Origin of the sequence: Clostridioides sp. ES-W-0016-02 (assembly GCF_020641035.1) — a bacterium.
GTDB lineage: Bacteria > Bacillota > Clostridia > Peptostreptococcales > Peptostreptococcaceae > Clostridioides.
The window spans coordinates 164,574-185,466 of the sequence record NZ_CP061362.1; the positions used below are offsets into that span (position 1 = coordinate 164,574).

The window sequence follows — 20,893 nt, forward strand, 5'->3', positions numbered from 1 at the left end:
TTCTATTTTATAATGGTTTGTGATATAATAAAAGCAAGAAGAACTACAATCTATTTTAATCTGGAGTGAAGTTCTTTATAAGCCATAGTTTATTTTTTGGATTTAAATATAAATTTAAATTCAACTAAAAAGCCAGTCTTTGTGCGAGACTGGCTTTTTACTTTTTTGTAAGATTGATTAGAGTATTTAAATATATCTAATATTAAAAACTATTGTATAAAATAAAAATATTTATTATAAAGATAGTTTAAGCAAAAAATCTTCTTTTGTTATTTCATTGTTAATGTATTGTTTTCTTAGTTTTTGTGCAACTTTAGACCATTTCATAAATTCTTCCTTTGATTCTCCTATGTAATTTTCTTTTAATTCATCTCTTTTCATTTTTGCATATTTTGCATTATATATCCGTTCATACTCTTTTAAAGTAGGATTGTTGGATATTTTTAGTTTATATGTTTTTTTAATGCCGATTTGGTTACAAGTAAGATTATTTTCATAAATTCTATTACAGTAATAAGCATTATGTTTACTTTTAAGTATAAAAAATTCACCACATAGCTGACATTTTTTTATTTTCAATTCTAATTTGCACATCTCTGCAAACTCATAGAATAAAAATTCTTCTAACTCTTCTAAAATTAAATACTTTATTGGATTTACTTCTTCAAATTGTTTATATGTAAGAGGAGGATGTTTTGTTTTATAATTGGTATTGTTATAATTTATGTCATTTATCTTATATAAATCTGATTCACAATTTTTCACAAGAGTTAAAGAATGAGGTGTTTTAAAAGAAAAATTTTCATATTGAGGGTGTTTATCTAAAAATAGAATAAATCGTTCACTTTGTGTTAATTTCGTTAAAGATTCTGTGTTAAGACAAATCTCAGCACCTTCTTTAAAAATCTCTTGCAATCTAATTATTTCTTCTAAAGCTCTAAAAGCAAGATGTAGTTGGTTTAAAATATTCTTCTCACTTAGAAATACAAATTCTATTTTGCTAACTAAATAAGAATAAGCAATATCATGTTTATTTTTTATAAGTTCTGCTATATGGTATATAATATTGTGGAGATTATCATAATTATTTTCTATATCTTCAATAATTATTTTATTATTTATAAAGTATTGGTTTAGTTGATTTTTATATTCAGCTAAATCCATTAGTAAGAACTCTATTAAATCCTCTCCAGGATAATCTATTTTTTTATCTTTAATTTGCTTTGAATTAATATAGTGTATTTTGTTTTTATTGTCTATTATTACTTTTATATTAAACATGTCTTTTATTAATGCCAGAGATTAAAAGTTTTAGTAATAATCCCAGCTACTCCTTTTTCTTTATAATATATTATAATATCATAAAGAATTAAATTTTGTAAAATATGGGTTTTTTCGATTCCTTATTTTAAAATTCAACAAACAATGATATTATAATCCATAAGAATAAGTAAAAAATTTATGTACAACAATGAAGATATTAGAATTTATAAAGGGCCCTATATATCTTTTTTTGTTAAAAATGAGGGGGGTTATTTCTTATGTTTTATTATAATGTAAACGCTATCATAGAAAAATTAGAGCAGGATGTGTTTTTAAGATCAAATGAATTATCTCAAAGTGAATTTGACTTTCTCCAAAATTTTATAGATTTCTTTAATTCACATAATAAAAATGAATATATAGAAATAAGTGCTTCTAAATTTCTTAATATAAAAAGAGAGTTTGAAAATGATTATAAGGAACATTGTAAATTTATTAAAAATGGAAATGGCCTTAACAATATAAAAAAAATATTCGAAGATATAAGTTATAATTTATCAATGGGAGAAAATATACTTTTTAATTGGGAATAATCATTAATTCTTATAAATAAAATATAGTTGATAATTTCTATTGTAGGATAGGAAAATTAGTTTTTTAGTATTTTTAGTGTTTTTAAAAAAATAAACTTGACAAAAACTATTTTTTAGTATATTAATATAGGTTATTGTTCTGAGTAGTTATGAATATTCTGAAAATTATTTGTTTTATTTTTTATAAACAATATTAATGTTGAAATATTAGTAAAGAAGTGTTAAAATACTATTAATGGATAAAGATTTGTATTAATAACAAAGCAGAGATGGCTATAGTATTAATCAAATAATAAGATAATATGGGTAGAATAGCTGGAGGACATGTAAACTTATTTGAGTATACATGTGAAATTCAATGCGACAAATCTGATTATGCCATAAAATTAGACTCTGAATTGTTGTTAAAAAAAATATATTAATAAAATAGACTAATGAGTTACCTAAATTTAGGTAACTCATTTTTATATAAAGTTTTAGTTATAAATAGCATTTAAATGTATATAATAAAAAAAATTAAATATAAAGAGGTGAAATTGTAATAAAATGAATAAATTTAATAAATTAGGAGATTCTCTTTTAGACTGCAAAAGAGAACTGTTAAAGGATTACCCAGAGATAATAACTAATAGTTTAATATTTTTTGCTAAAGATATGTTAGAAAAACAAATTATAGACGAAGATGTATTTGAATTATTAAAAAACAAAAATATAAATTTTAATGATTTTAGGAATACAATCATTTTTAATAGTAATTGTATAAAAACACAAGAAGAATTATTGGAAGAATATGAAGCTATAATCCAAAAAATAAGTGAATTTTTAGATTTTGAGAGCTTGGACATAAAAGTATCTGAAGATATTGAAAAAGAGATAATCTCTTTGAGTAAAGCTTTTATAATTCCTATTTCTTTTATCAAAAATTATTTTGATATTGATTCAGAAGAAAGTTTTAGAGAAATTACAAAGCAACAAGGATTTATGCATAAATTTGCAGTATTAAGAATGCCTAAAATAATAGCACCTTTTATAAAAGAAGGAGAATTTTTTGATGTTATAAACTCAGATGTATTTTTTCAAAAAGAAGAAGAGTCCTATGGGATTTTTCTATCTTTCAATATAAAATTAGCAGGATTTGAAAATAATAAAATTTTAGAAGATACAATAGGGGAGATTTCAAACATATTAGAATCTGTCCAGGTTGCCTTTAAGAATGGATTATCCTGTTAAACAAAAAAGAAAACCTTAAGGTTTTCTTTTTATTTGATTTATTTCAAATCAATCTCAAGTCTCCTCTTAAAGAATCTATACTTTAAGATAAGCTTATTATTACTTATATTTATTATAGCAAATAAAAAATCCTTACTATAATAAGGAGGGATCTTATCAATATCATATTTTAGATCTAAAATATGCAATACAAATTTAGCATTAAAATAAAGACAACATGATAGTGCAATCCATATAGTATAGAATACTATTAACAAATACTTAATCTGTATATGAGAAGATCTTAGTATAACTAATATCAAAGGAGCCAAATTAACTATAAATAATAGTATTTTATATAACTGGGATTTAAAAAAGATATTGTCTTTGGTAGTAGTATTTTTTAACAAATATAATATTATTTTATCAGTAAATATTATATTCACTGAACTTATTAATATATATATAAAACAAATTAGAAATATAAATAACATAGTATTAAACACCTTTCTTTAGTAATATTCTATAAGTTATTCTATTTCCAAAAAAAAATCTTATAACAAATTTAAGGCTATATAAACAAAAAGAAAGAGGTATTTAATAAATACCTCTTTCCCCTTAAGATTTAAATTTTTTAAATTGACTTAGATTAAAAATAACTTTTCCTTCAATATCTTTTTGATCAATTAGACCAACTATGGAGCTTCTGCTGTCTATGCTATTATTTCTATTATCTCCCATAACAAAGATTTTATCTTTAGGTATTTTTATCTCTAAGTCGCTTGTTTGCATTTTTTCATTTATATAATTTTCTTCAATTAATTTATCATTTATATATAATTTATTATTTACTATTTTTAAAGTATCCCCTTCAACAGCGATAACTCTTTTTATTATATATTTGACGTTTAGATCACTTCTTTTAATTACAACCACATCTTTATATTTTGGGTCTTCTTTATTATAAGCTATTTTACTTATTATTAGTTTTTCTCTGTCATATAAAGTTTGGTCCATTGAATGTCCCATTACTGTAGTTAAACGAATAACAGAAGAAATTAATAAAAAAGCTATTACACTTAATATTGCTGTTACGATTATATCTTTAAAAGTAAACTTTTCATTTACTTGTTTTTTACTCATTTTCAGTCCTCCTAAATTAACTATAAATATAGCTAATTAATCTTATTTATATATATATATATGAATATATGAAATGTAATGATTGCATTTTATATAAAAAATGTAAATATATATTTAATTTATATAATAAAGTAATAAATATCAAAAGTCAATTAAAAACACTATATATAGTTTCGCATTTATAAATTAATCAATATATAGTAGGTTAAACTAATTTTTTAAAATTAAAGAAAGTCATTAGCTTATCTAAAAAAATAGTTTTTAAAACATCGACATTTGCTATGTTTTTATATTCTTCTTCTAATAATACTTTATATGTAATGATTTCTTCAGCTAATCTATTTATATTATTAGAATTTGAAACCATTTCTTTATGTATTTCATTTAGATACTTTTTTGTTCTTAATCTAATATCAACCATTTTTAAAATATTATCATTAGATAATAGTTGAGGGGATTGGGAAATAGAGTATAGATAAAGTTCATACTCTTTTAATTTATTAAGTTCTATTTTTTTTTCAGAAATACAGTTATTCATGTTTAATATATACTCATATTCTTTTTCTTTAATTGTTTTTAAATAAGGGTCCAAAGTCAATAAATTGTATTCTTTATTATTTTCTGTAAAGATAACATCTAAAAAATAAATTTTCTGATTTGTATTTATACTGAAGTAGATATTATCCTGGTTAATTTTATTATTAATTGTATCAATTATACTTTTTAAATAAAATTCCTGGAAAGTATTTAACTCTTCAGCATTAAAGATGTTTTCAAAAGTATTAAAAAAATAAGATAAGTCTTCAATGTCTAAAAATAAATCTTCAGTTAATAATTTATATTTATTTTCCTTACTATTATTAAAAAGATCCAGAATATGTTTAAATTTATTTATAATATCATTGGATATATCAATACCTTTATCTAAAGGTATTGACTTGTTTATATTTTTCATAGAATTTACAACTCCTTTATTATTAATATTTATTATTATATGATTTTATTTAATATAAATAACAAAAATTGAACGATTACGTTTTTTATAAAAAATTTTTTTGCTAAAAAAGTTGACACAAAAATAAAAAAATGATATATTTAGAATATAAAATTACAGAAAAAGGAAAAATGCCAAAGCTTCTCAAATAGGAGAGAACTATTAATAGTCAGTTCAAATCTGAGCTTTGGAACCATTATTAAGTAATTTTTATCAAACAAAGGTGAAGCACCTCATCTGAAATGATAAAATTAGTGGGGATAGAATATCCCTCAAAATTTATGAATGGTTGCTTATACAATAAAAACAGTTTTGCTATAAATTTGTTGATAATGTATTCCCCCTTTTAAAAAATATAATTGCAACCATTTTTAAAATTTTAAAACTGAGGTTTATTACTATTAAATATAGAGTAAATCTCAGTCATATTTTCGGGATATAGCCAAGTGGGAAGGCGGGGCATTTGGGATGCTCAGGTCATAGGTTCGAATCCTATTATTCCGACTAAAAAAGGAGGCATCAAATGAAAATTAGAGATATGTTAAAAAAAGATATAATAAATGAATTATATGAAATTAGTAAAAAAAATGAAAAAAGTAAACCTAAAAAAGATGTCTACAAAAACAGAAAAATAAAAAATTGATAAGTTGGAGAGTAGAGATTCTATTTATATAAGATAAAGGAACGAATTCTCTCTTACTGTTATAGAAGGAAGAGAAGTATCTTAAGCATAAATTCATATGAGGATACTGGGAGTATATTTTAGCTGGTGGGGGCTATTAAATTTAATTAGGAAGAAAGAGGTGATTCCACCAAAGTTTTAAAGGAATTATTGAAACACAAACTTCTACCGAATTGATTTTATATTTTCCTATTTTAGTATTAAAACACTAAGTAAAAAAAAGTAGAAAAGTCATACTTTTTAAATGGGTTTTTAAGACACATCTTGACTTCTCTGGATGTAAAAGGAAGAGAATAACAACTAAAAAATGCCCTATAGGATAAAAACTCCCCTTGGAGCTTAAAACAAAAGTAGATTAAAATATTCGTTTGGAGTTTTGGCGATTTATTGAGATTTGCTTGAGATAGATTGTTTGTTGTTTTTGCTATTTAATAAGGAACCTACTAAGCTTAATCATAGCTCAAATAAGTAGGACATTCTCATATAATTATATGAAACAAATATGTTATTGACGAGTGCGATAACGGTATAAGATAAATCTTGCTATTAGTTTAACTATATAGTGGGAGTATTGCTATTGGATAAGCCCTTTGGCCAAGGCACAATAGCATTATAGCAGGATAATGCAAATGGTAGCAAATTTGGCTCATTACCAAAAAGTTGAGGGTTCGAATCCCTCTCCTGCAATGAAGAAGATAGCTTCTTCTACCTATGTAAATTTAATAATGTAAATAAAAACTACAAATATTTCTCACAAAAATCCGAGTAGAAATGAATTACATCTTTAAAGTACATTAAATCCAAATATATTTGGAAAAGGAATAAATCCTTAATCGTGCAAAAAGAATATTAACAAAAAATATTTTTTACTGTAGGAGCTCCAAGAGAAAACTTGTAAAAAAACTTGCTATGGTAGAAGCTCGATACCATGTCTGGATTAACAGAATAACCAAATATAAAAATTAGTGTATGAAAGGGTGACTTATTTTTGGATAGAATACTTACTATAGTCGTTAGGTTTTTGATGAAAAGACTTAGCTCATATAATAAAAATGAGGAAGATAAAAAAGTTTTGCTTGAAATTAATGATTCCATATATCTAACCAGTGTTGATGATATAAAGAGTCAGAATACTGAAGAATATTTTCCAATAAAAACAAGCTCTCTAAGTGTAGCAGAGTCTATATTAAGTGAGATCATTCTTAAAGAAGCGATAAATGTAGAGCTTCCAATAGTACACAGATGTACAATTTGTAGTAATGTTATATATGGAGATAAAGTAAACAAAGGTATATATGGAGATATATGTGAAAAATGTAATGAAAGCTTTAATAATATATAAAATTTTATATGGCAGGTTGAAGGTGTCTATTTATAACTTTCCTTTTGGAATACTTAAGGGTTCGAGTCCCTTGGAAATTTTACTACTAAAAGCTTTTAACCAGGGGAGTTGTATATATAAGGGTTCAAATCCCTTGCTTGCCATCAATAGGAGGTAAATTTAATGAAATTAAATTTAAATGAATTAAGATTACTTATAAGCGATAAAGAAAATGATTTATATAATAAGCGAAGAGAACTTTTAGATAATAGTATTGTAATTGAACATTCTACATTTGTTCAAGGGAGAAATGAGTTAACTCAAATGACTCCAAAATATTCATTCGATGAAGAGCTGAGTAACTTTGATAAAATGACAGAGAATATTATTAAATATAGAAATTTACTGCAAAATACTAATAATAAAACAAAAATAAGTGATGAAGATACTATATCAAGTGCCTTAACAAAAATAAGAGAATATAGAAACTATTTAAATGTTCTTGATAAATTATCTTCATTGGATAAAGAGAAAAAACATAGAAAAGTAGATACTCAATATGCATCTTCTTTTTATATGGAAATAAAGACTTTAAATTTTGATAGAGATGTTATGATAGAGAAGAAAAATGAATTAAGAAAAAAAATTAATACACTTGAGTCTTTAATAAGTAAGATGAATAGTGATACCTATTTAGAAATTTAATAGCTATATCACATTAATAATTAATTATTGATGTTTTATATATAAAAATAATCTATCTTGTTTTTATTATTTGTGTAATTTACTGCTTTTGAATTCAGAGTATATAAAGACTCTAACCAAATAAAAAACATAAATTACATTTTACACATTACAAGTAACTATTTATTAAATTATAACTATTAACAATTTACAAATTAAATTTAATGCCAGTTAAAAAGAACAATGAAAGTTCATAAAATATATAAATTTATTAAAAACGATGATAGATTATTTATAAAAGAAGGGGAATTTCCCCTTCTTTTATTTTTATGTAAAAACAATCCATTTAAGTATTATAAGAATTGCTCCTAAAATCTAATATATATTATTAGAAAAAGTATTTATATATAAAATATAAAAAAGGGGACGATAAACTATGGATTTAGAAAAATATAAAAATGGGGATTCTATTAAGGTAACTGGTATCTGTGGAAATAATATTTTTTTTATTGAAGATACTTCCTTTGGGATTTACAATTTTGAAACGAATGACGATGTTAAGGTAACAATAAAAGGTACCTTTAATAAAAAATTAGTAGAAGGACAGACTTATGAGTTAAAAGGTACAATAGTTCTATATAAAAGAGAGAAACAGATAAAAGTAAATGAATTTAGAGTATGCAAGCCAAATACAAAGAAAGGGATAATAGCCTATCTTAAAACATTATATGGGTTAAAAAGTAGAGCAGAAAATATATATAATATATTTGGAGATGAATCCATACAAGTATTGCTTAATAATCCATTAGAAGTAGTTAATAAAGTTAGAGGGATTGGAAAGAAGTCAGTTTTAAAATGGCAAAAAGAATTAAAAGAAATTGAAGATAATCAATATATATTTATTGAATTATTAAACTATGGAATAAATTATAAAAATGCAAGAAAGTTACATGAAAAATATAAAGATGAAATACTTAAGTTAATAGAAGAGAATCCATATATGCTAATAAAAGAAATAAGAGGGTATGGCTTTTTAAAATGCGATAAAATTGCATTAGATTTAGGAGTAGAATTAGATAATATTAATAGATTAAAAGCTGGAGTAAAATTTTTACTACAAGAAGCTTTACTTAGTGGACACTGTTATCTTCCTCTTGAATTAATAATTGAAGATGCAATTAACTTGCTAAATCTTTCTTTAAGTTATAAAGAAATGTGTTCTTGTAGTAAAAGTTCTTCTGATGAGATTGTTAAGTTCGACAAAACATATAAATTAGACAAAGATCTATTGGCTGAAAAAATTTGTTTATATGAGAAAAATAAGAAGACAAAAAACAACTATATCTTATTTAGCATCAAGGAAAAGCTGATTTTAGAAGCAATTGAAGAATTAATAAATGAAAATGAAATAATAAATGAGGATGATTGCATTTATTTAAAGTATCTATACTTATCTGAAAAATTGCTTGCTGAAAGGTTAAAGTTGTTTACTAATTATAACCAAGTATATAAAAAAATTGAAGTAGAGAAAGTTCTTGATGAAGTATGTTCTGAAAAAGGATATATATTAGAAACTAAACAAAGAGAGGCGTGTATAGAATTTAATTTATATGATAATGGGCTATTTGTATTAAATGGACCTGCTGGGACAGGAAAGACATTTACTCTTAATTTAATCTTAGAAGTAGCAAAGCGACTAAGTAAAAGAAAATTAAAAATAGAAGCTGTTGCACCAACAGGAAAGGCTTCTAAAGTGGTTAGAAACGCTACTTACATGGATTGTTCAACAATTCATAGATCTCTTGGATACGTGCCTTATACGGGCTTTACCATGAATGAGTTTAATCAATTTAATAAAGACATAATTGTTTGTGATGAAGGGACTATGATAGATGTTGAATTAGGATGGAATTTTATAAAAGCCATAAAAACTACTTCTAAGTTAATTATTATGGGGGATGTACACCAATTACCTTCAGTTGGACCTGGTACAGTACTAAAAGATATTATAGAGAGCCAGATTGTAAAAGTAATAACTTTAGATGTTTTAAAGAGACAAGACTTATTATCTGGAATAGCTAAAAATGCAAATGGAGTTGTTGAATCAAAAATGGTTTGTCCAAATGAAGATGATAAAGATTTTTATGTTTTAGAAAGAGATTCAGTAAGAAAAGTAAGATTAGCTGTAATTAGTAGCATAAGAAGACTCATAGATAAATATGGGCTTGAAGAAATACAAGTTCTTCTACCTCAAAGGACAGGTTCATTGGGGACTAATGTGTTTAATTATATAATACAAAAAGAGTTTAACCCATATGCTAATTCTGAAAAAAAGATTTTAAAAACAAAGTTTGAAGCTCAAATTGCAGAAGTTGGGGCATCTGAAGAAGTAAGTCTTTTTATTGCAAAGAATGATAAAGTAATACATGTTAAAAATAATTATAATATGGCTCTATATGAATTAAAAGATGGTTCTTTTAAGAAAATTAACAATACAGATGTTACAAATGGAGAATGTGGAGTAGTTTATGATATTGTCCCTTTAGAAAAAGGTGGTTTAAGAGTAATCGTAAAATATGATGAATTTTTTGCATTTTACGATGATGGTGTAGATGAATTAGAACTATCTTATGCAATTACAATACACAAAAGCCAAGGTAGTGCATGGAGAGCAATATTACTTCCAATTGTACCACAGCATATTTATATGTTATACAATAATCTAATTTATACAGGGATGACAAGAGCAAGAGATTTTTTAGCAATGATAGGAAGCATAAAAACAATACAACAGGGAATAAAAAGAGATATTGCAATTAAGAGAAATACAAAATTGAAGGAGAGAATGTTAGTAGCATAAGGAGGGAAAAATGGATTTATTTGGGGAGAGATTTAAAGGGCTAAGAAAGGAAATGGGTTTAACACAGGAAGAGCTTGTAGAAAGATTTAATAAATTAAATAATACACGTTTTAATAAATCGACGATATCGCAGTATGAAAATAATAAAAGAAAACCCGAACTGCCAATATTATATAAATGGGCAAATTTCTATGGAGTTTCTTTAGATTTTATTCTTGGAAGAAGCGAGATTAAATCACTTGAGCTTGAAGAAGACATGAAGGCTATTAAAATAGCTTATGAAAAAATGTCTCTTAAAGATAGAACAAAAATGATGTTCCTGTTAAAAGAAATATTTGATATAAATTTAAAATAATTATTTTAAAGAGCATATTTTTAATAGAATATGCTCTTTACGTTTTATATAATCAATAAATATGATATAATTAAGTTATAAATATAAAAAAGGAGCAGGTATATTGAATTTATTAATTGGAATATATGTAATTCAATTAAGTTTAGTTTTCTTATTTTTACAAAGAGTTTTTATACAAGAAAAAACCAGGGATAAAAATAATTCATTAAACATTCTAAAACAAAATCAGGAAGAATTAGGTTTTGTAAATCAAAGTGAATTTTTTACATTAGAAGATTATTTATTTATTTTTATACCTATATTTGGCTTACTTATAATGTTTATTCAATCAGATGTCTATAAGATTTATCAAGAAAACTTTGAGTCAATAACCCACCTCTAAAGAGGTAGGCTTGAAGTTATCTACAAGTCATATTGACCAGATTAAGTTTTAAACTACATTATTAAGGTCATAACACCTACAAATGCTTCTCCAGTTTGTAGCTTCTGTTGCATATTATTAAACAGTTTGTGGGTACAAACAGTGTAATATGCTATCAAGCCTTAATAATATTATCGAGGAGAGCAGTTTCTAACTGTGTTACCTATGAAGTTATGTAAATTAACTTCTGATGTAGTAGTCTCTACTGGAGGAGTAACTAAGCATAATAGAGTAAAAGCTAACTTGCCTAAAACTCATTACTATGATGCTTTGTGTGTTAAGGAAACGCCTAAAATCAAAATACACAAAGGGTTGAAGGAGTTATATATAAAATCAATAGGAAGAGGTACAAGAAGCAGAACATTATTAAATAAATATGGTTTTCCAAGAGCATATTTACCAAGACAAAAACAGTTCTTTGGCTATCAATCAGGAGATATGGTAAAAGCTAATATACCAAAAGGAAAATATATAGGTCAATATGTATCAAATGTAAGTTGTAGAAGCACAGGTACCTTTGCAATCTATTCAAAGAAACATGGCAAACAGATAGATGTAAACCATAAATATTTAAAACTAATACAAAAGGGCGATGGTTATAGATATGAGTTGAAGACTCTTGCTTAACACAAAGAGGGCAAATTCCTCACATCACTAAAGTAGCGTGTTCCCTTTTGCCTTTTTTATGGAAGTATTATAACTACTTATTATATAGTCTAAAAGCTATAGTAGAAAATGAAAAATATGAAAATGAATTTAATATTATTGAGGTAATTTTGTCTAATGACAAAAGTCCTTATTTTAAAATAGTTGCAGAAAATATGATTATATTTGGCTCACTCATAAATGAATTCAATAGTATAAAGAGCTATATTGAAGATGAACAAGAAATTATTGATATAAGAGATGAAATAAAATTATCTCTGATTGATTTTTTAAAGTTTATTGACTTTATAGTCAATGATTCTAAGAAAGAGATAGGATTATATTGGCTAAATAAAGTTTAGAAAGGGAAAATATATAATGAGTATATTAATAGATGAAATAATTGAAATGTATATGATTCAAGCAGTCTCAGGAGTCTTTTTATTCTTAATAAGTTTTTTTATAAAAAAAAATAAGTATAAAAATAAGTCCTTGAATTTTATAGAACAAAGTGACAATCCTATAAAATTTTTGTCTTCTGTAGCAGGTCTCATAGTATTACTTATACCTATTTTTGGATTAATAGTTTTTATATCTGGGATGAAGGAAATATTCTATAATCTAATAAGAGGAAATATTGAGAAAGAACATTCTCAATATTTATTAGATGTCATCAGAGTTATGTTTGATAAAGAATATGATATTAAGAGCCAATATAACAAAGAGTTTAGGCTTACAGAAAATATTTTATCTGATAGTGAAAGTCCTCATCATGAAATAGTTGTAAAATATGCAATTGCTTTTGAGTCATTGGCACATGAATATAATAATATGAAAGAATATATTGAAGATGAAGAAGAAATTATTGATATAAGAGATGAAATAAAATTATCTCTGATTGATTTTTTAAAGCTTATTGACTCTATAGTTAATGATTCTGAGAAAGAGAAAAGATTAAAAGAAAAGGAGATGTTATTAGAAAACATTAAAAGATATAGGAATATATTGACTAAATAAAATTTAGAAAGGAAAAATATATAATGAGTATATTAATAGATTTAATTATTGCTATATGTAAGATCCAAGCAGTTACAGGGGGGTTACTATTCTTGATAGCTTTTGTTCTTAAAAAAATTAAGTATAAAAATAAGTCCTTAAATTTTATAGAACAAAGAGATAATCCTATAAATTTTTTGTCTTCTGTATCAGGTCTCATAGTATTACTTATACCTATTTTGGGGTTCATAGTTTTTTTGTTTGGGGTGATGGAAATATTCTCTCTAATAAGCGGGGACTTTGAGAAAGAACATTCTCGATATTTATTAGATGTCATTAGAGTTATGTTTAATAAAGAATATGATATTAAGAGCCAATATAACAAAGAGTTTAGGCTTACAGAAAATATTTTATCTGATAGTGAAAGCCCTCATCATGAAATAGTTGTAAAATATGCAATTGCTTTTGAGTCATTGGCACATGAATATAATAACATAAAAGAATATATTGAAGATGAAAAAGCGATTAGAGATATGAGAGATGAAATGAAATTGGCCTTAATTAATTTATTGAAGACAGTTTATTCTATAGTTAATGACCCCAAAAGAGAAGTAGCATTGAAAGAAAAAGATATATTATTAGAAAATATGAAAAAATATAATAATATATTATCTAAGTGAAAAATGAACAAAACAATGCAAATAAAATATAGAATTTGTTATTTAAATTAAACTTAATAGTAGTTTGGATATGTTATATAAGGAGGATATTATGAAGGAAATAATTAGAACTATATATGATGAACATTCGGAAAAAAGTAAGTTTGAAAAAGCAAAGAAAATAAATATAGAAAATTATGAACATGATTTTCTGTATGATATTAAAACTGAACGATATTTTGAGGAAATAGATATTTTAAAAGAATATTATGAAAATGAAGAAATGGACTTGCCTAATTATGTTTATGGTTGTATACCAATAAAGTTTAAATTAAATATGTATGAAATAGTAAAAGATGAGTTGGAGGATAATCATTATGAGGATGCTATTAATCATGTAGATAAGGATAGCTTAAAATCTTTACAAGAGGTGGTTGACAAATGGACTGAATCACAAGGAATAGTTAGCTATGTACAAGATGATGATACCATAATATTATTAAATGAATAAGAAAAAGAATGAAGTGAGTTAATAAAAATTTGAAGTTATATATAATAACAAGTTAACATTATGATTTATTCAATTATAGGCGAAATACTTCATCTTCAACGTAAGTAGGGTGGAGTATTTCAAAGTTGTTAAATCTAAAAAGAGTCAAAATTTAAAATGATAAAGTTATATTTTTATATACATAAAGTATAAGATAGATTAGAAAATATAACTTTATTTTAATGGGAGGATTTCTTTTATGGAAAGTATAGCTAAAGTATGTTTATTTAAACATATTGATATGGATGGGGAAAGTTCAGAGATTGTTTTAGAGTTAAATAATATTAATGTTTTAAAATCAGTTGGATGTGATTATAGTAATGTAGATAAGCTTGTATTAGATTTTATTAATAAAAAAGAATATTTAAATTTTGATATGACTTATATAGTTGATATAAGTGTATCAAATGAAGTTGCTAAAAAGATAGATGAAGTTGTAAAAGAAGGAGCAAAGTTTAAACTTATAGATCATCATAAGACGGCTTTAGATTTAAATAAGTATTTTTGGGCAAAAGTAATACTATTTGATAGAAAAGGAAAACCCACTTGTGGCACAAAGCTTCTTTTTGAAGATGTATTTGGACCTTCAGATTTATATTTTAAAGAACTAAGATATTTTGTTGAATTAGTTCAGGAGTGGGATACTTTTTCATGGACAAAAACTAACAATCTTGAAGCTGTAAGACTAAATGATTTGTTTGAAGAAATGGGATCTATTGATTTTATAAAATCAATTATCGAAAAGATAACTAATAATAAGGAATTGTTTAGTGAAGAAGAAAATATTAAGATAGATTTAAAAACAAAAAGTAGAATAGATTATTTTGATGAAATTGGAGCGAAGTTAGTACAACGAAAAATGAATTTGTTAAAAGATGAAAAACAACAAGAGTTTAATGTTGGGATAGTAAGTGTTGATGATAGGAGAGAAATAAGTCTTTTAGGTCATTTCTTATATACTAAATTTGACAAGTTAGATTTTATAGCTATATTGAATAAATTAAATAATAATGTTAGCTTAAGAACGAATAAAAATATTGATTTAAGTGAAATAGCTAAACTAAACTTTAATGGAGGAGGGCATCCTTCTTCCGCTGGGTGTGATTTGGATATCTTCATGGATAAACTGAATATAAGCTTTAGAAAAGGAAGGGAGGACGTTTCTGTAACAGTATTTGCACCTTTTGATTGTATAAATAATTGTGAGTTTTGTACATCAAAAAAAGAATACAAAAAAGGTTTACCAAACATTGAAAATATTAAAAAGTCTATAAGCATGTTAAATAAAAAAGGATTTAAAAGCTTTGTTTTTACAGGAGGAGAACCTTTTGCAGATTTAGAGATATTAAAAGATTTAATTAATTTAATAGATAAAGATAAAATTGTTTATATAAACACCACTCTACCAAAACATAAAATATTAGATACCATTAACTATATTAATACAGAAAATAGAATTAAAGGAATAAGTTTAAGTAGGCATGATGGAGTAATTTTAGATGATTTAGCAGAAGATTATTATCTAAATGATATAAAGAAAGATATAAGAATAAATAGTGTTTTAACTAATAGTACAAACATAACAAATATTATAGAAAGATTTAGTCGTTTTAAAAATGTCCTTATAAATTTTAGAGCTGATTATAGATATATGGCAGATTCTAATTTAAAAATCTTGGATGGGATAGGTCTTGATTTATTTAACAATAGTTGTTATAAAATGATTTATTCTGGAGGAAGTGATATTTGTCAAGATTTTGAATTTATTAGACTAACAGATGGGCTTAAAGTACGATACCATAAAGGGCTTGAATCTTCTTCTTTTGAGGTAGGAAATACTATAATATACTATGACTTAATAATTAAACCCAATGGGGAAGTATATTATGATTGGGATGACAAAGATCTTGGGATAAAAAGCTTATTAAGATAATTATTTACTTTTTAATAAAAAAACGTTCTGAAAATAATCAGAACGTTTTTTAAATTAAGATAATAAATAACTATTAGTATCTGTTTTAAAATATTTATAATAATGAGATAAACAATAATCTTCAACGCTATTTTCAGAATTATCTTCAGCTTTATACAATCTCTTAGGTAGAAGAAAGTTTATAAATAAAGTGTGCCTTAGTTCATGTATAATGGTTGTCCATAAGCAATCATTTATTTCTTCTTTTAGATTTATATTGCCTTCTTTTAGTACAATACTTCTAATTAATTTGAAATTTATGATGCATAATCCATTCTCTACCCATGTTATTCCAAGGTGTTTTTCTAAATCTATGACTTCAAGGGAATACTGATCTCCAGTAAAGTCATATAGCTCCTCTAAATCTTTTTCATTTTCAATTATCCATAATCCGTTAAAAGTAATAAAGGTGTTAATATCTATATCTTTCAAAATCTTATTTATTAAATTATTTTTGTTTATACTATATTTAATAGGGATATATTTACTTATATATATATTATTTCTCAGCTTTTCTTCAGAAAAGTGTTCTAAAAAATTTAATGTTATCTCTTTTTTATAATCATAAATATTGATAAATTCATTACATTCATATAACTTATCAAGCTCCCCCTTGTTAATTAATCTATTTACCTTTTTTAATATCTCTTTTTTACTCATTTTGTATTCCAATTTTATCCTCTCCATTCATTTTAATTTATTAAAAAAAAGCTTTTAAATAAAATATCTATTATATATATGCAAATAAAGAATATTTTATATTATAAATTTTATATACTATATAAAATCACAATAAGGAGAATAAATATATGAGAAAGAGAGTAATTATATTTTTTATATTAAGTATTATTATTGGTGTGGCTGTAGGATGTATAGTAAAGGATTATACAGGTAATAAGTCTAATAAAAGTGTAAAGGTAGTAGAAGATAATTTATCTAAACAATTTCAAAAAGTATTAAACAGTGAAATCAAAAAGGTTAAAGATGAATATGAAGTAAAATTAAATGAAGAAAGAAAGAAAGATAAGAGTGATAGTTCATCAGTTGTTTTTAATAAACAGATGATTAAATTAAGACAATTGGTTAGTAAATATTATAAAAATAATGATAAGGAAGCTTTATATTTAGCAGTAGATGGAACTGGGAATATAAATAAATTGTCACTAACCTATAATAAAGAGCACAATATTTGTATCGAAGATAATAAGCAAGATATCGAAAATACTTATAGTATAGAGCATACTCAAAAAATAGATATAAATAATGAAAATAATATATCTGATTCAATTACTTTTAAAATATTAAATAGAGGTGAAGATACATTTAATATTAATAACCACCAGTTGTTTATTGACTATATTCAAATTTTGATGAATAAAGATTTAAGCAATAAAGATAAAAGTGCTTTAAATGTACAAGTCAATATGAATTTATCAGAATTATCTTCTGTAGAAGATTTAAACACATATTTATATAATAAAGATTCTTTGAAGATAAATAATTTTATATTTTCAGTTAAAAAAATAGAAGATAAAGAATTTGATTTAAAAGGAATTGAGTATTCTATAAATTCTAATACAGAAAAATAATAAATAAATTTTATATAAACAATAAAAATGTACAAATTTTATTGGAATTATATTATAATATAGATATATAAATATTATAAAGAGGTGATAATGTTTGAAAGAAATCTACAAAGTTGGTGATGTAGTTGACTATAATTACATTAAAGATAATAGTGTTAAAGCTATTGTAAAAAAAATAGAAGAAGAAGGAGTATTAATTGAAATATTAATATGTAATAAGAAGTCAGAGAAAATATTACAAGAGGATAGAATAGTTTCTTACAAAGAGATAACTCCAGTAAAAAAGAGTATATAGCTTAGTATTAGAAATTATCTAAGAAGAAAGTAGGATCGTATGAAAAAGAATAAAAAGGTAAGATTATTGATTGCTTTTTTAGTAGGACTAATTATTGCTGTGATAGTATTCTTTATTCAAAAAGATAATATAAAGTCACTTTTAGATATAAAGGAAATATCATATAAAAAGTTTGAACAGATGGTAGAGAAAAAAGAAGTAAAAGAGATTTCTTTAGATATAATTGATGGGAAATATGTTAGAGTTAAAGATAAAAAAGATAATTCTTACATAACTTTAAATCCTAAATATAATAACTTTAAAAAAGAGATGTTAGAAAAGAATATATATGTTAAAGAGAGAAAAGTAATTAAGCTTAAATTATCAACAATAGTTTTAATTTTATTTTTAGTATTAATGTTTAAAAGTAGTTCATTATTAAAAAATAAATTTGATACTATTGCTGAAACACCTGAAGTTAAGTTTAAGGATGTAGCTGGACTTGATGGGGCAAAAGAAGATTTAAAGTTATTGGTAGATTTTATGAAAAAGCCTAAAGAATTTACTTCTAAAGGAGCTATTTTACCAAAAGGGGCTATACTTTATGGTACTCCAGGCACAGGGAAGACTTTAATTGCTAAGGCTGTGGCTGGAGAAGCAGGAGTACCCTTTTTTTCTATAAATGGTTCTGACTTTATAGAATTATATGTTGGGTTAGGAGCAAAAAGAGTTAGAGAATTATTTGAAGAAGCTAAGAAAAAGGCTCCAGCTATACTATTTATTGATGAGATTGATTCAATAGGTGGAAAAAGAGGATGCTCAGGAGAAAACAGTGAACAAAGACAAACCATAAATGCTTTGTTAGCTGAAATAGATGGGTTTGATGGCTCTGAGGGAGTTTTTATATTATGTGCAACTAATAGGATAGAAGATTTAGATGGAGCTCTTATAAGACCAGGACGATTTGATAAGCATATAAGTATACCTCTTCCTGAAACGTCTGAAGACCGTTTAAATATAATTAAAATGTATTTAAATAAAAAAGATAGAAAGTATTCAAATGATTTAGACTTAAAAAGTATAGCTAATGAGACAATCGGATTTAGTCCAGCAGATATTAGTTCTCTAATAAATGAATCTATTTTAATTTCTATACAATTAAAAAAAGATAAGATTGATAAAGAGTGTTTAGATAAAGCGTTATACAAGATGCTTTTAAAAGGACATGAAAAAAAGAACAGGTCTAACAATTTAGATGAACTTAAATTAATATCACACCATGAAGCTGGCCATGCATTAGTTGCTAAATTAATGGGATTAGAAGTAAATAAAGTGACTATTATACCATCTACTTCTGGAGCTGGAGGAGCTACATTCATAACTCCTAAAAAAATAAATCTACATTCTAAAAAAGAAATTGTTGAAATGATAAAAGTTGATTATGCTGGTAGAATAGCAGAAATTTTGTTATTTAATGATGAAGAATGTGTAACAACAGGATGTACATCTGATATAAAAAATGCAACCCAAAGGATTTATGGGATGATTGCAGAATTTGGAATGAGTGATACTTATGGCATGATAAATCTAAATTGTTTAAAAATTAAAAGTGATATAGTATTGGAAGCTGTTAAAAAAGAAGCATTAAGAATAAAAGAAGAAACAACAACATTGTTGTCTAATAACAAGTACTTATTAGAAAAAATAGCAGATACACTTTTTGAAAAAGAAACAATTTCTGGAGAAGAGCTTGAATCTATATTAAAAGAAAACTCTGATTATATAAAAATGTAGCCCATGTTTAAACATGGGCTATTTATTTATAAAGTTATACTGAGTATAAGTTAGGATATTCTTTTAAATCTTTCTTAATGCTATCTGTTAATTGTAAGAAAGAGCTCTCTTTAGAGAAAATGAGAGGTTTAGTCCTTCTTTGTGAAGATAATTGGTTAATATTATAGAAAGCTTCTATTAGTTCATTACTTAATGTGTAATCATTTTCTGATAAGCATATAGATGCAAGTAACAACCATTCTTCAAATAGAGAAGAAATAATTTTTTCATTCATGCAATCTTCAAAATTCATACTATATGCTAATTTTAATACTTCTATTGTATTTTTATCTTTGTATAAAAGTCTATTGCTTGATGACATAAGATATAATATTATTTTTCTATTATTTGAAATATAAGTATTTAAATTAAAAAAAATATTTAAGATGTCTTTTTCTAAATATATTAATCCAAATTCTTTTAGAATAAATGTGATTATACAATTCTTTTTAGTTAAAAATTTTGATAATTTGTCTAATTTTCTAAGTTCAGTTAAATATACATTATATGTTTTACCCATTTTAAATATTGAAGAATTTATTTCTAAGGCTTCTTTTAATATGAGAATAGAATTAAAATTTTCTTCTTTTATGTTTTTATAGTCTCTTATAACTAAAACTTTAATAATAGATAAAATTAGTAGCATTATTAATACCAAAGGGACTTGGATTATCAAAATAAATATAGAAAAAAACGACAATGGCATAAAGAAAAATAAGCATATATATAATAAGATTAAAATAGGAGTTACTCTCTTAAAATATTTTTTCAATAATTCTGTTTTATATTCTTTTAATAATTCTTTGATTGTATTCCTGTAATATATAAACAATTTATACCTCCTTTAGTA

At 24.4% G+C, this 20,893-nt stretch carries 21 protein-coding genes and 2 tRNA genes; 18 read left to right on the plus strand and 5 right to left on the minus strand.

The annotated features are described in order from the left end of the window. Window positions 1-234: 234 nt before the first annotated feature. Window positions 235-1,281: a DUF6076 domain-containing protein gene (locus IC758_RS20260; protein WP_227825183.1), complete on the minus strand. Its 1,047-nt coding sequence runs from the start codon at window positions 1,279-1,281 to the stop codon at window positions 235-237. A gap of 260 nt (window positions 1,282-1,541) precedes the next feature. Between IC758_RS20260 and IC758_RS20265 the strand changes: the two genes are divergently transcribed. Together IC758_RS20265 and IC758_RS20270 are read left to right on the plus strand one after the other, a co-directional pair. Then, window positions 1,542-1,856 (plus strand): hypothetical protein, encoded by a 315-nt coding sequence (locus IC758_RS20265; RefSeq protein WP_227825184.1) that lies wholly within the window; start codon window positions 1,542-1,544, stop codon window positions 1,854-1,856. A 546-nt stretch (window positions 1,857-2,402) separates the two neighbouring features. Then, window positions 2,403-3,086: a hypothetical protein gene (locus tag IC758_RS20270; protein ID WP_227825185.1), complete on the plus strand. Its 684-nt coding sequence runs from the start codon at window positions 2,403-2,405 to the stop codon at window positions 3,084-3,086. A 597-nt stretch (window positions 3,087-3,683) separates the two neighbouring features. Here the strand turns inward: IC758_RS20270 and lepB are convergent. Both lepB and IC758_RS20280 read right to left on the minus strand, forming a co-directional pair. Beyond that, window positions 3,684-4,208: a signal peptidase I gene (gene lepB, locus IC758_RS20275; RefSeq protein WP_227825186.1), complete on the minus strand. Its 525-nt coding sequence runs from the start codon at window positions 4,206-4,208 to the stop codon at window positions 3,684-3,686. A 205-nt stretch (window positions 4,209-4,413) separates the two neighbouring features. Then, the gene (locus tag IC758_RS20280; protein WP_227825187.1) at window positions 4,414-5,163 is read right to left on the minus strand and encodes a hypothetical protein; all 750 of its coding nucleotides are present in this window, start codon (window positions 5,161-5,163) and stop codon (window positions 4,414-4,416) included. A 471-nt stretch (window positions 5,164-5,634) separates the two neighbouring features. Between IC758_RS20280 and IC758_RS20285 the strand changes: the two genes are divergently transcribed. The 13 genes from IC758_RS20285 to IC758_RS20345 all read left to right on the plus strand — a co-directional run bounded on the left by IC758_RS20285 (window position 5,635) and on the right by IC758_RS20345 (window position 16,308). Then, a tRNA-Pro gene (locus tag IC758_RS20285) sits at window positions 5,635-5,706 on the plus strand. Between the two features lie 792 nt (window positions 5,707-6,498). Next, window positions 6,499-6,571: transfer RNA gene (locus tag IC758_RS20290), tRNA-Met, on the plus strand. 301 nt (window positions 6,572-6,872) lie between these two features. Next, window positions 6,873-7,226: a hypothetical protein gene (locus IC758_RS20295; protein ID WP_227825188.1), complete on the plus strand. Its 354-nt coding sequence runs from the start codon at window positions 6,873-6,875 to the stop codon at window positions 7,224-7,226. Between the two features lie 162 nt (window positions 7,227-7,388). Beyond that, window positions 7,389-7,910: a hypothetical protein gene (locus IC758_RS20300; RefSeq protein ID WP_227825189.1), complete on the plus strand. Its 522-nt coding sequence runs from the start codon at window positions 7,389-7,391 to the stop codon at window positions 7,908-7,910. Between the two features lie 415 nt (window positions 7,911-8,325). Next, complete coding sequence (locus tag IC758_RS20305) at window positions 8,326-10,749, plus strand: helix-hairpin-helix domain-containing protein (protein ID WP_227825190.1); 2,424 nt, start codon at window positions 8,326-8,328, stop codon at window positions 10,747-10,749. Between the two features lie 10 nt (window positions 10,750-10,759). Beyond that, window positions 10,760-11,104 (plus strand): helix-turn-helix domain-containing protein, encoded by a 345-nt coding sequence (locus IC758_RS20310; RefSeq protein WP_227825191.1) that lies wholly within the window; start codon window positions 10,760-10,762, stop codon window positions 11,102-11,104. 103 nt (window positions 11,105-11,207) lie between these two features. After that, window positions 11,208-11,486, plus strand: coding sequence for a hypothetical protein (locus IC758_RS20315; RefSeq protein WP_227825192.1), 279 nt, complete (start codon window positions 11,208-11,210; stop codon window positions 11,484-11,486). 195 nt (window positions 11,487-11,681) lie between these two features. Then, a complete protein-coding gene (locus IC758_RS20320) occupies window positions 11,682-12,152 on the plus strand; it encodes a hypothetical protein (protein WP_227825193.1) in 471 nt (156 codons plus the stop codon). Window positions 12,153-12,199: 47 nt separating this feature from the next. Next, window positions 12,200-12,532 (plus strand): hypothetical protein, encoded by a 333-nt coding sequence (locus IC758_RS20325; protein ID WP_227825194.1) that lies wholly within the window; start codon window positions 12,200-12,202, stop codon window positions 12,530-12,532. 16 nt (window positions 12,533-12,548) lie between these two features. Further along, window positions 12,549-13,187, plus strand: a complete 639-nt coding sequence (locus IC758_RS20330; protein ID WP_227845348.1) for a hypothetical protein — start codon at window positions 12,549-12,551, stop codon at window positions 13,185-13,187. A gap of 23 nt (window positions 13,188-13,210) precedes the next feature. Then, window positions 13,211-13,846 (plus strand): hypothetical protein, encoded by a 636-nt coding sequence (locus IC758_RS20335; RefSeq protein WP_227845347.1) that lies wholly within the window; start codon window positions 13,211-13,213, stop codon window positions 13,844-13,846. A gap of 91 nt (window positions 13,847-13,937) precedes the next feature. Continuing rightward, window positions 13,938-14,336, plus strand: a complete 399-nt coding sequence (locus IC758_RS20340; RefSeq protein WP_227825196.1) for a hypothetical protein — start codon at window positions 13,938-13,940, stop codon at window positions 14,334-14,336. Window positions 14,337-14,574: 238 nt separating this feature from the next. Beyond that, window positions 14,575-16,308 carry a radical SAM protein gene (locus IC758_RS20345; protein WP_227825197.1) on the plus strand — a complete coding sequence of 578 codons (1,734 nt, stop codon included), beginning with the start codon at window positions 14,575-14,577 and terminating at the stop codon, window positions 16,306-16,308. Window positions 16,309-16,362: 54 nt separating this feature from the next. Here the strand turns inward: IC758_RS20345 and IC758_RS20350 are convergent, their stop codons facing one another. After that, window positions 16,363-17,019 (minus strand): hypothetical protein, encoded by a 657-nt coding sequence (locus tag IC758_RS20350; protein ID WP_227825198.1) that lies wholly within the window; start codon window positions 17,017-17,019, stop codon window positions 16,363-16,365. 137 nt (window positions 17,020-17,156) lie between these two features. Between IC758_RS20350 and IC758_RS20355 the strand changes: the two genes are divergently transcribed. From IC758_RS20355 to IC758_RS20365, 3 genes are all read left to right on the plus strand, one after another. Further along, window positions 17,157-17,936, plus strand: a complete 780-nt coding sequence (locus IC758_RS20355) for a hypothetical protein (RefSeq protein WP_227825199.1) — start codon at window positions 17,157-17,159, stop codon at window positions 17,934-17,936. Window positions 17,937-18,030: 94 nt separating this feature from the next. Then, on the plus strand, window positions 18,031-18,231 hold the full coding sequence (locus tag IC758_RS20360; RefSeq protein ID WP_227825200.1) for a hypothetical protein: 201 nt from the start codon (window positions 18,031-18,033) through the stop codon (window positions 18,229-18,231). 39 nt (window positions 18,232-18,270) lie between these two features. Further along, the gene (locus tag IC758_RS20365) at window positions 18,271-20,004 is read left to right on the plus strand and encodes an ATP-dependent metallopeptidase FtsH/Yme1/Tma family protein (RefSeq protein WP_227825201.1); all 1,734 of its coding nucleotides are present in this window, start codon (window positions 18,271-18,273) and stop codon (window positions 20,002-20,004) included. A gap of 34 nt (window positions 20,005-20,038) precedes the next feature. On the opposite strand, the gene IC758_RS20370 is transcribed toward IC758_RS20365, so the two are convergent. Next, window positions 20,039-20,875, minus strand: coding sequence for a hypothetical protein (locus IC758_RS20370; RefSeq protein WP_227825202.1), 837 nt, complete (start codon window positions 20,873-20,875; stop codon window positions 20,039-20,041). Window positions 20,876-20,893 lie beyond the last annotated feature (18 nt).

What these genes read in the sequence shown, in the direction of transcription:
- IC758_RS20260 (WP_227825183.1), bottom strand. Translation starts at nt 1,281, where the DNA reads ATGTTTAATATAAAAGTAATAATAGACAATAAAAACAAAATACACTAT.
- IC758_RS20265 (WP_227825184.1), top strand. Translation starts at nt 1,542, where the DNA reads ATGTTTTATTATAATGTAAACGCTATCATAGAAAAATTAGAGCAGGAT.
- IC758_RS20270 (WP_227825185.1), top strand. Translation starts at nt 2,403, where the DNA reads ATGAATAAATTTAATAAATTAGGAGATTCTCTTTTAGACTGCAAAAGA.
- lepB (WP_227825186.1), bottom strand. Translation starts at nt 4,208, where the DNA reads ATGAGTAAAAAACAAGTAAATGAAAAGTTTACTTTTAAAGATATAATC.
- IC758_RS20280 (WP_227825187.1), bottom strand. Translation starts at nt 5,163, where the DNA reads ATGAAAAATATAAACAAGTCAATACCTTTAGATAAAGGTATTGATATA.
- IC758_RS20300 (WP_227825189.1), top strand. Translation starts at nt 7,389, where the DNA reads ATGAAATTAAATTTAAATGAATTAAGATTACTTATAAGCGATAAAGAA.
- IC758_RS20305 (WP_227825190.1), top strand. Translation starts at nt 8,326, where the DNA reads ATGGATTTAGAAAAATATAAAAATGGGGATTCTATTAAGGTAACTGGT.
- IC758_RS20310 (WP_227825191.1), top strand. Translation starts at nt 10,760, where the DNA reads ATGGATTTATTTGGGGAGAGATTTAAAGGGCTAAGAAAGGAAATGGGT.
- IC758_RS20330 (WP_227845348.1), top strand. Translation starts at nt 12,549, where the DNA reads ATGAGTATATTAATAGATGAAATAATTGAAATGTATATGATTCAAGCA.
- IC758_RS20335 (WP_227845347.1), top strand. Translation starts at nt 13,211, where the DNA reads ATGAGTATATTAATAGATTTAATTATTGCTATATGTAAGATCCAAGCA.
- IC758_RS20340 (WP_227825196.1), top strand. Translation starts at nt 13,938, where the DNA reads ATGAAGGAAATAATTAGAACTATATATGATGAACATTCGGAAAAAAGT.
- IC758_RS20345 (WP_227825197.1), top strand. Translation starts at nt 14,575, where the DNA reads ATGGAAAGTATAGCTAAAGTATGTTTATTTAAACATATTGATATGGAT.
- IC758_RS20355 (WP_227825199.1), top strand. Translation starts at nt 17,157, where the DNA reads ATGAGAAAGAGAGTAATTATATTTTTTATATTAAGTATTATTATTGGT.
- IC758_RS20365 (WP_227825201.1), top strand. Translation starts at nt 18,271, where the DNA reads ATGAAAAAGAATAAAAAGGTAAGATTATTGATTGCTTTTTTAGTAGGA.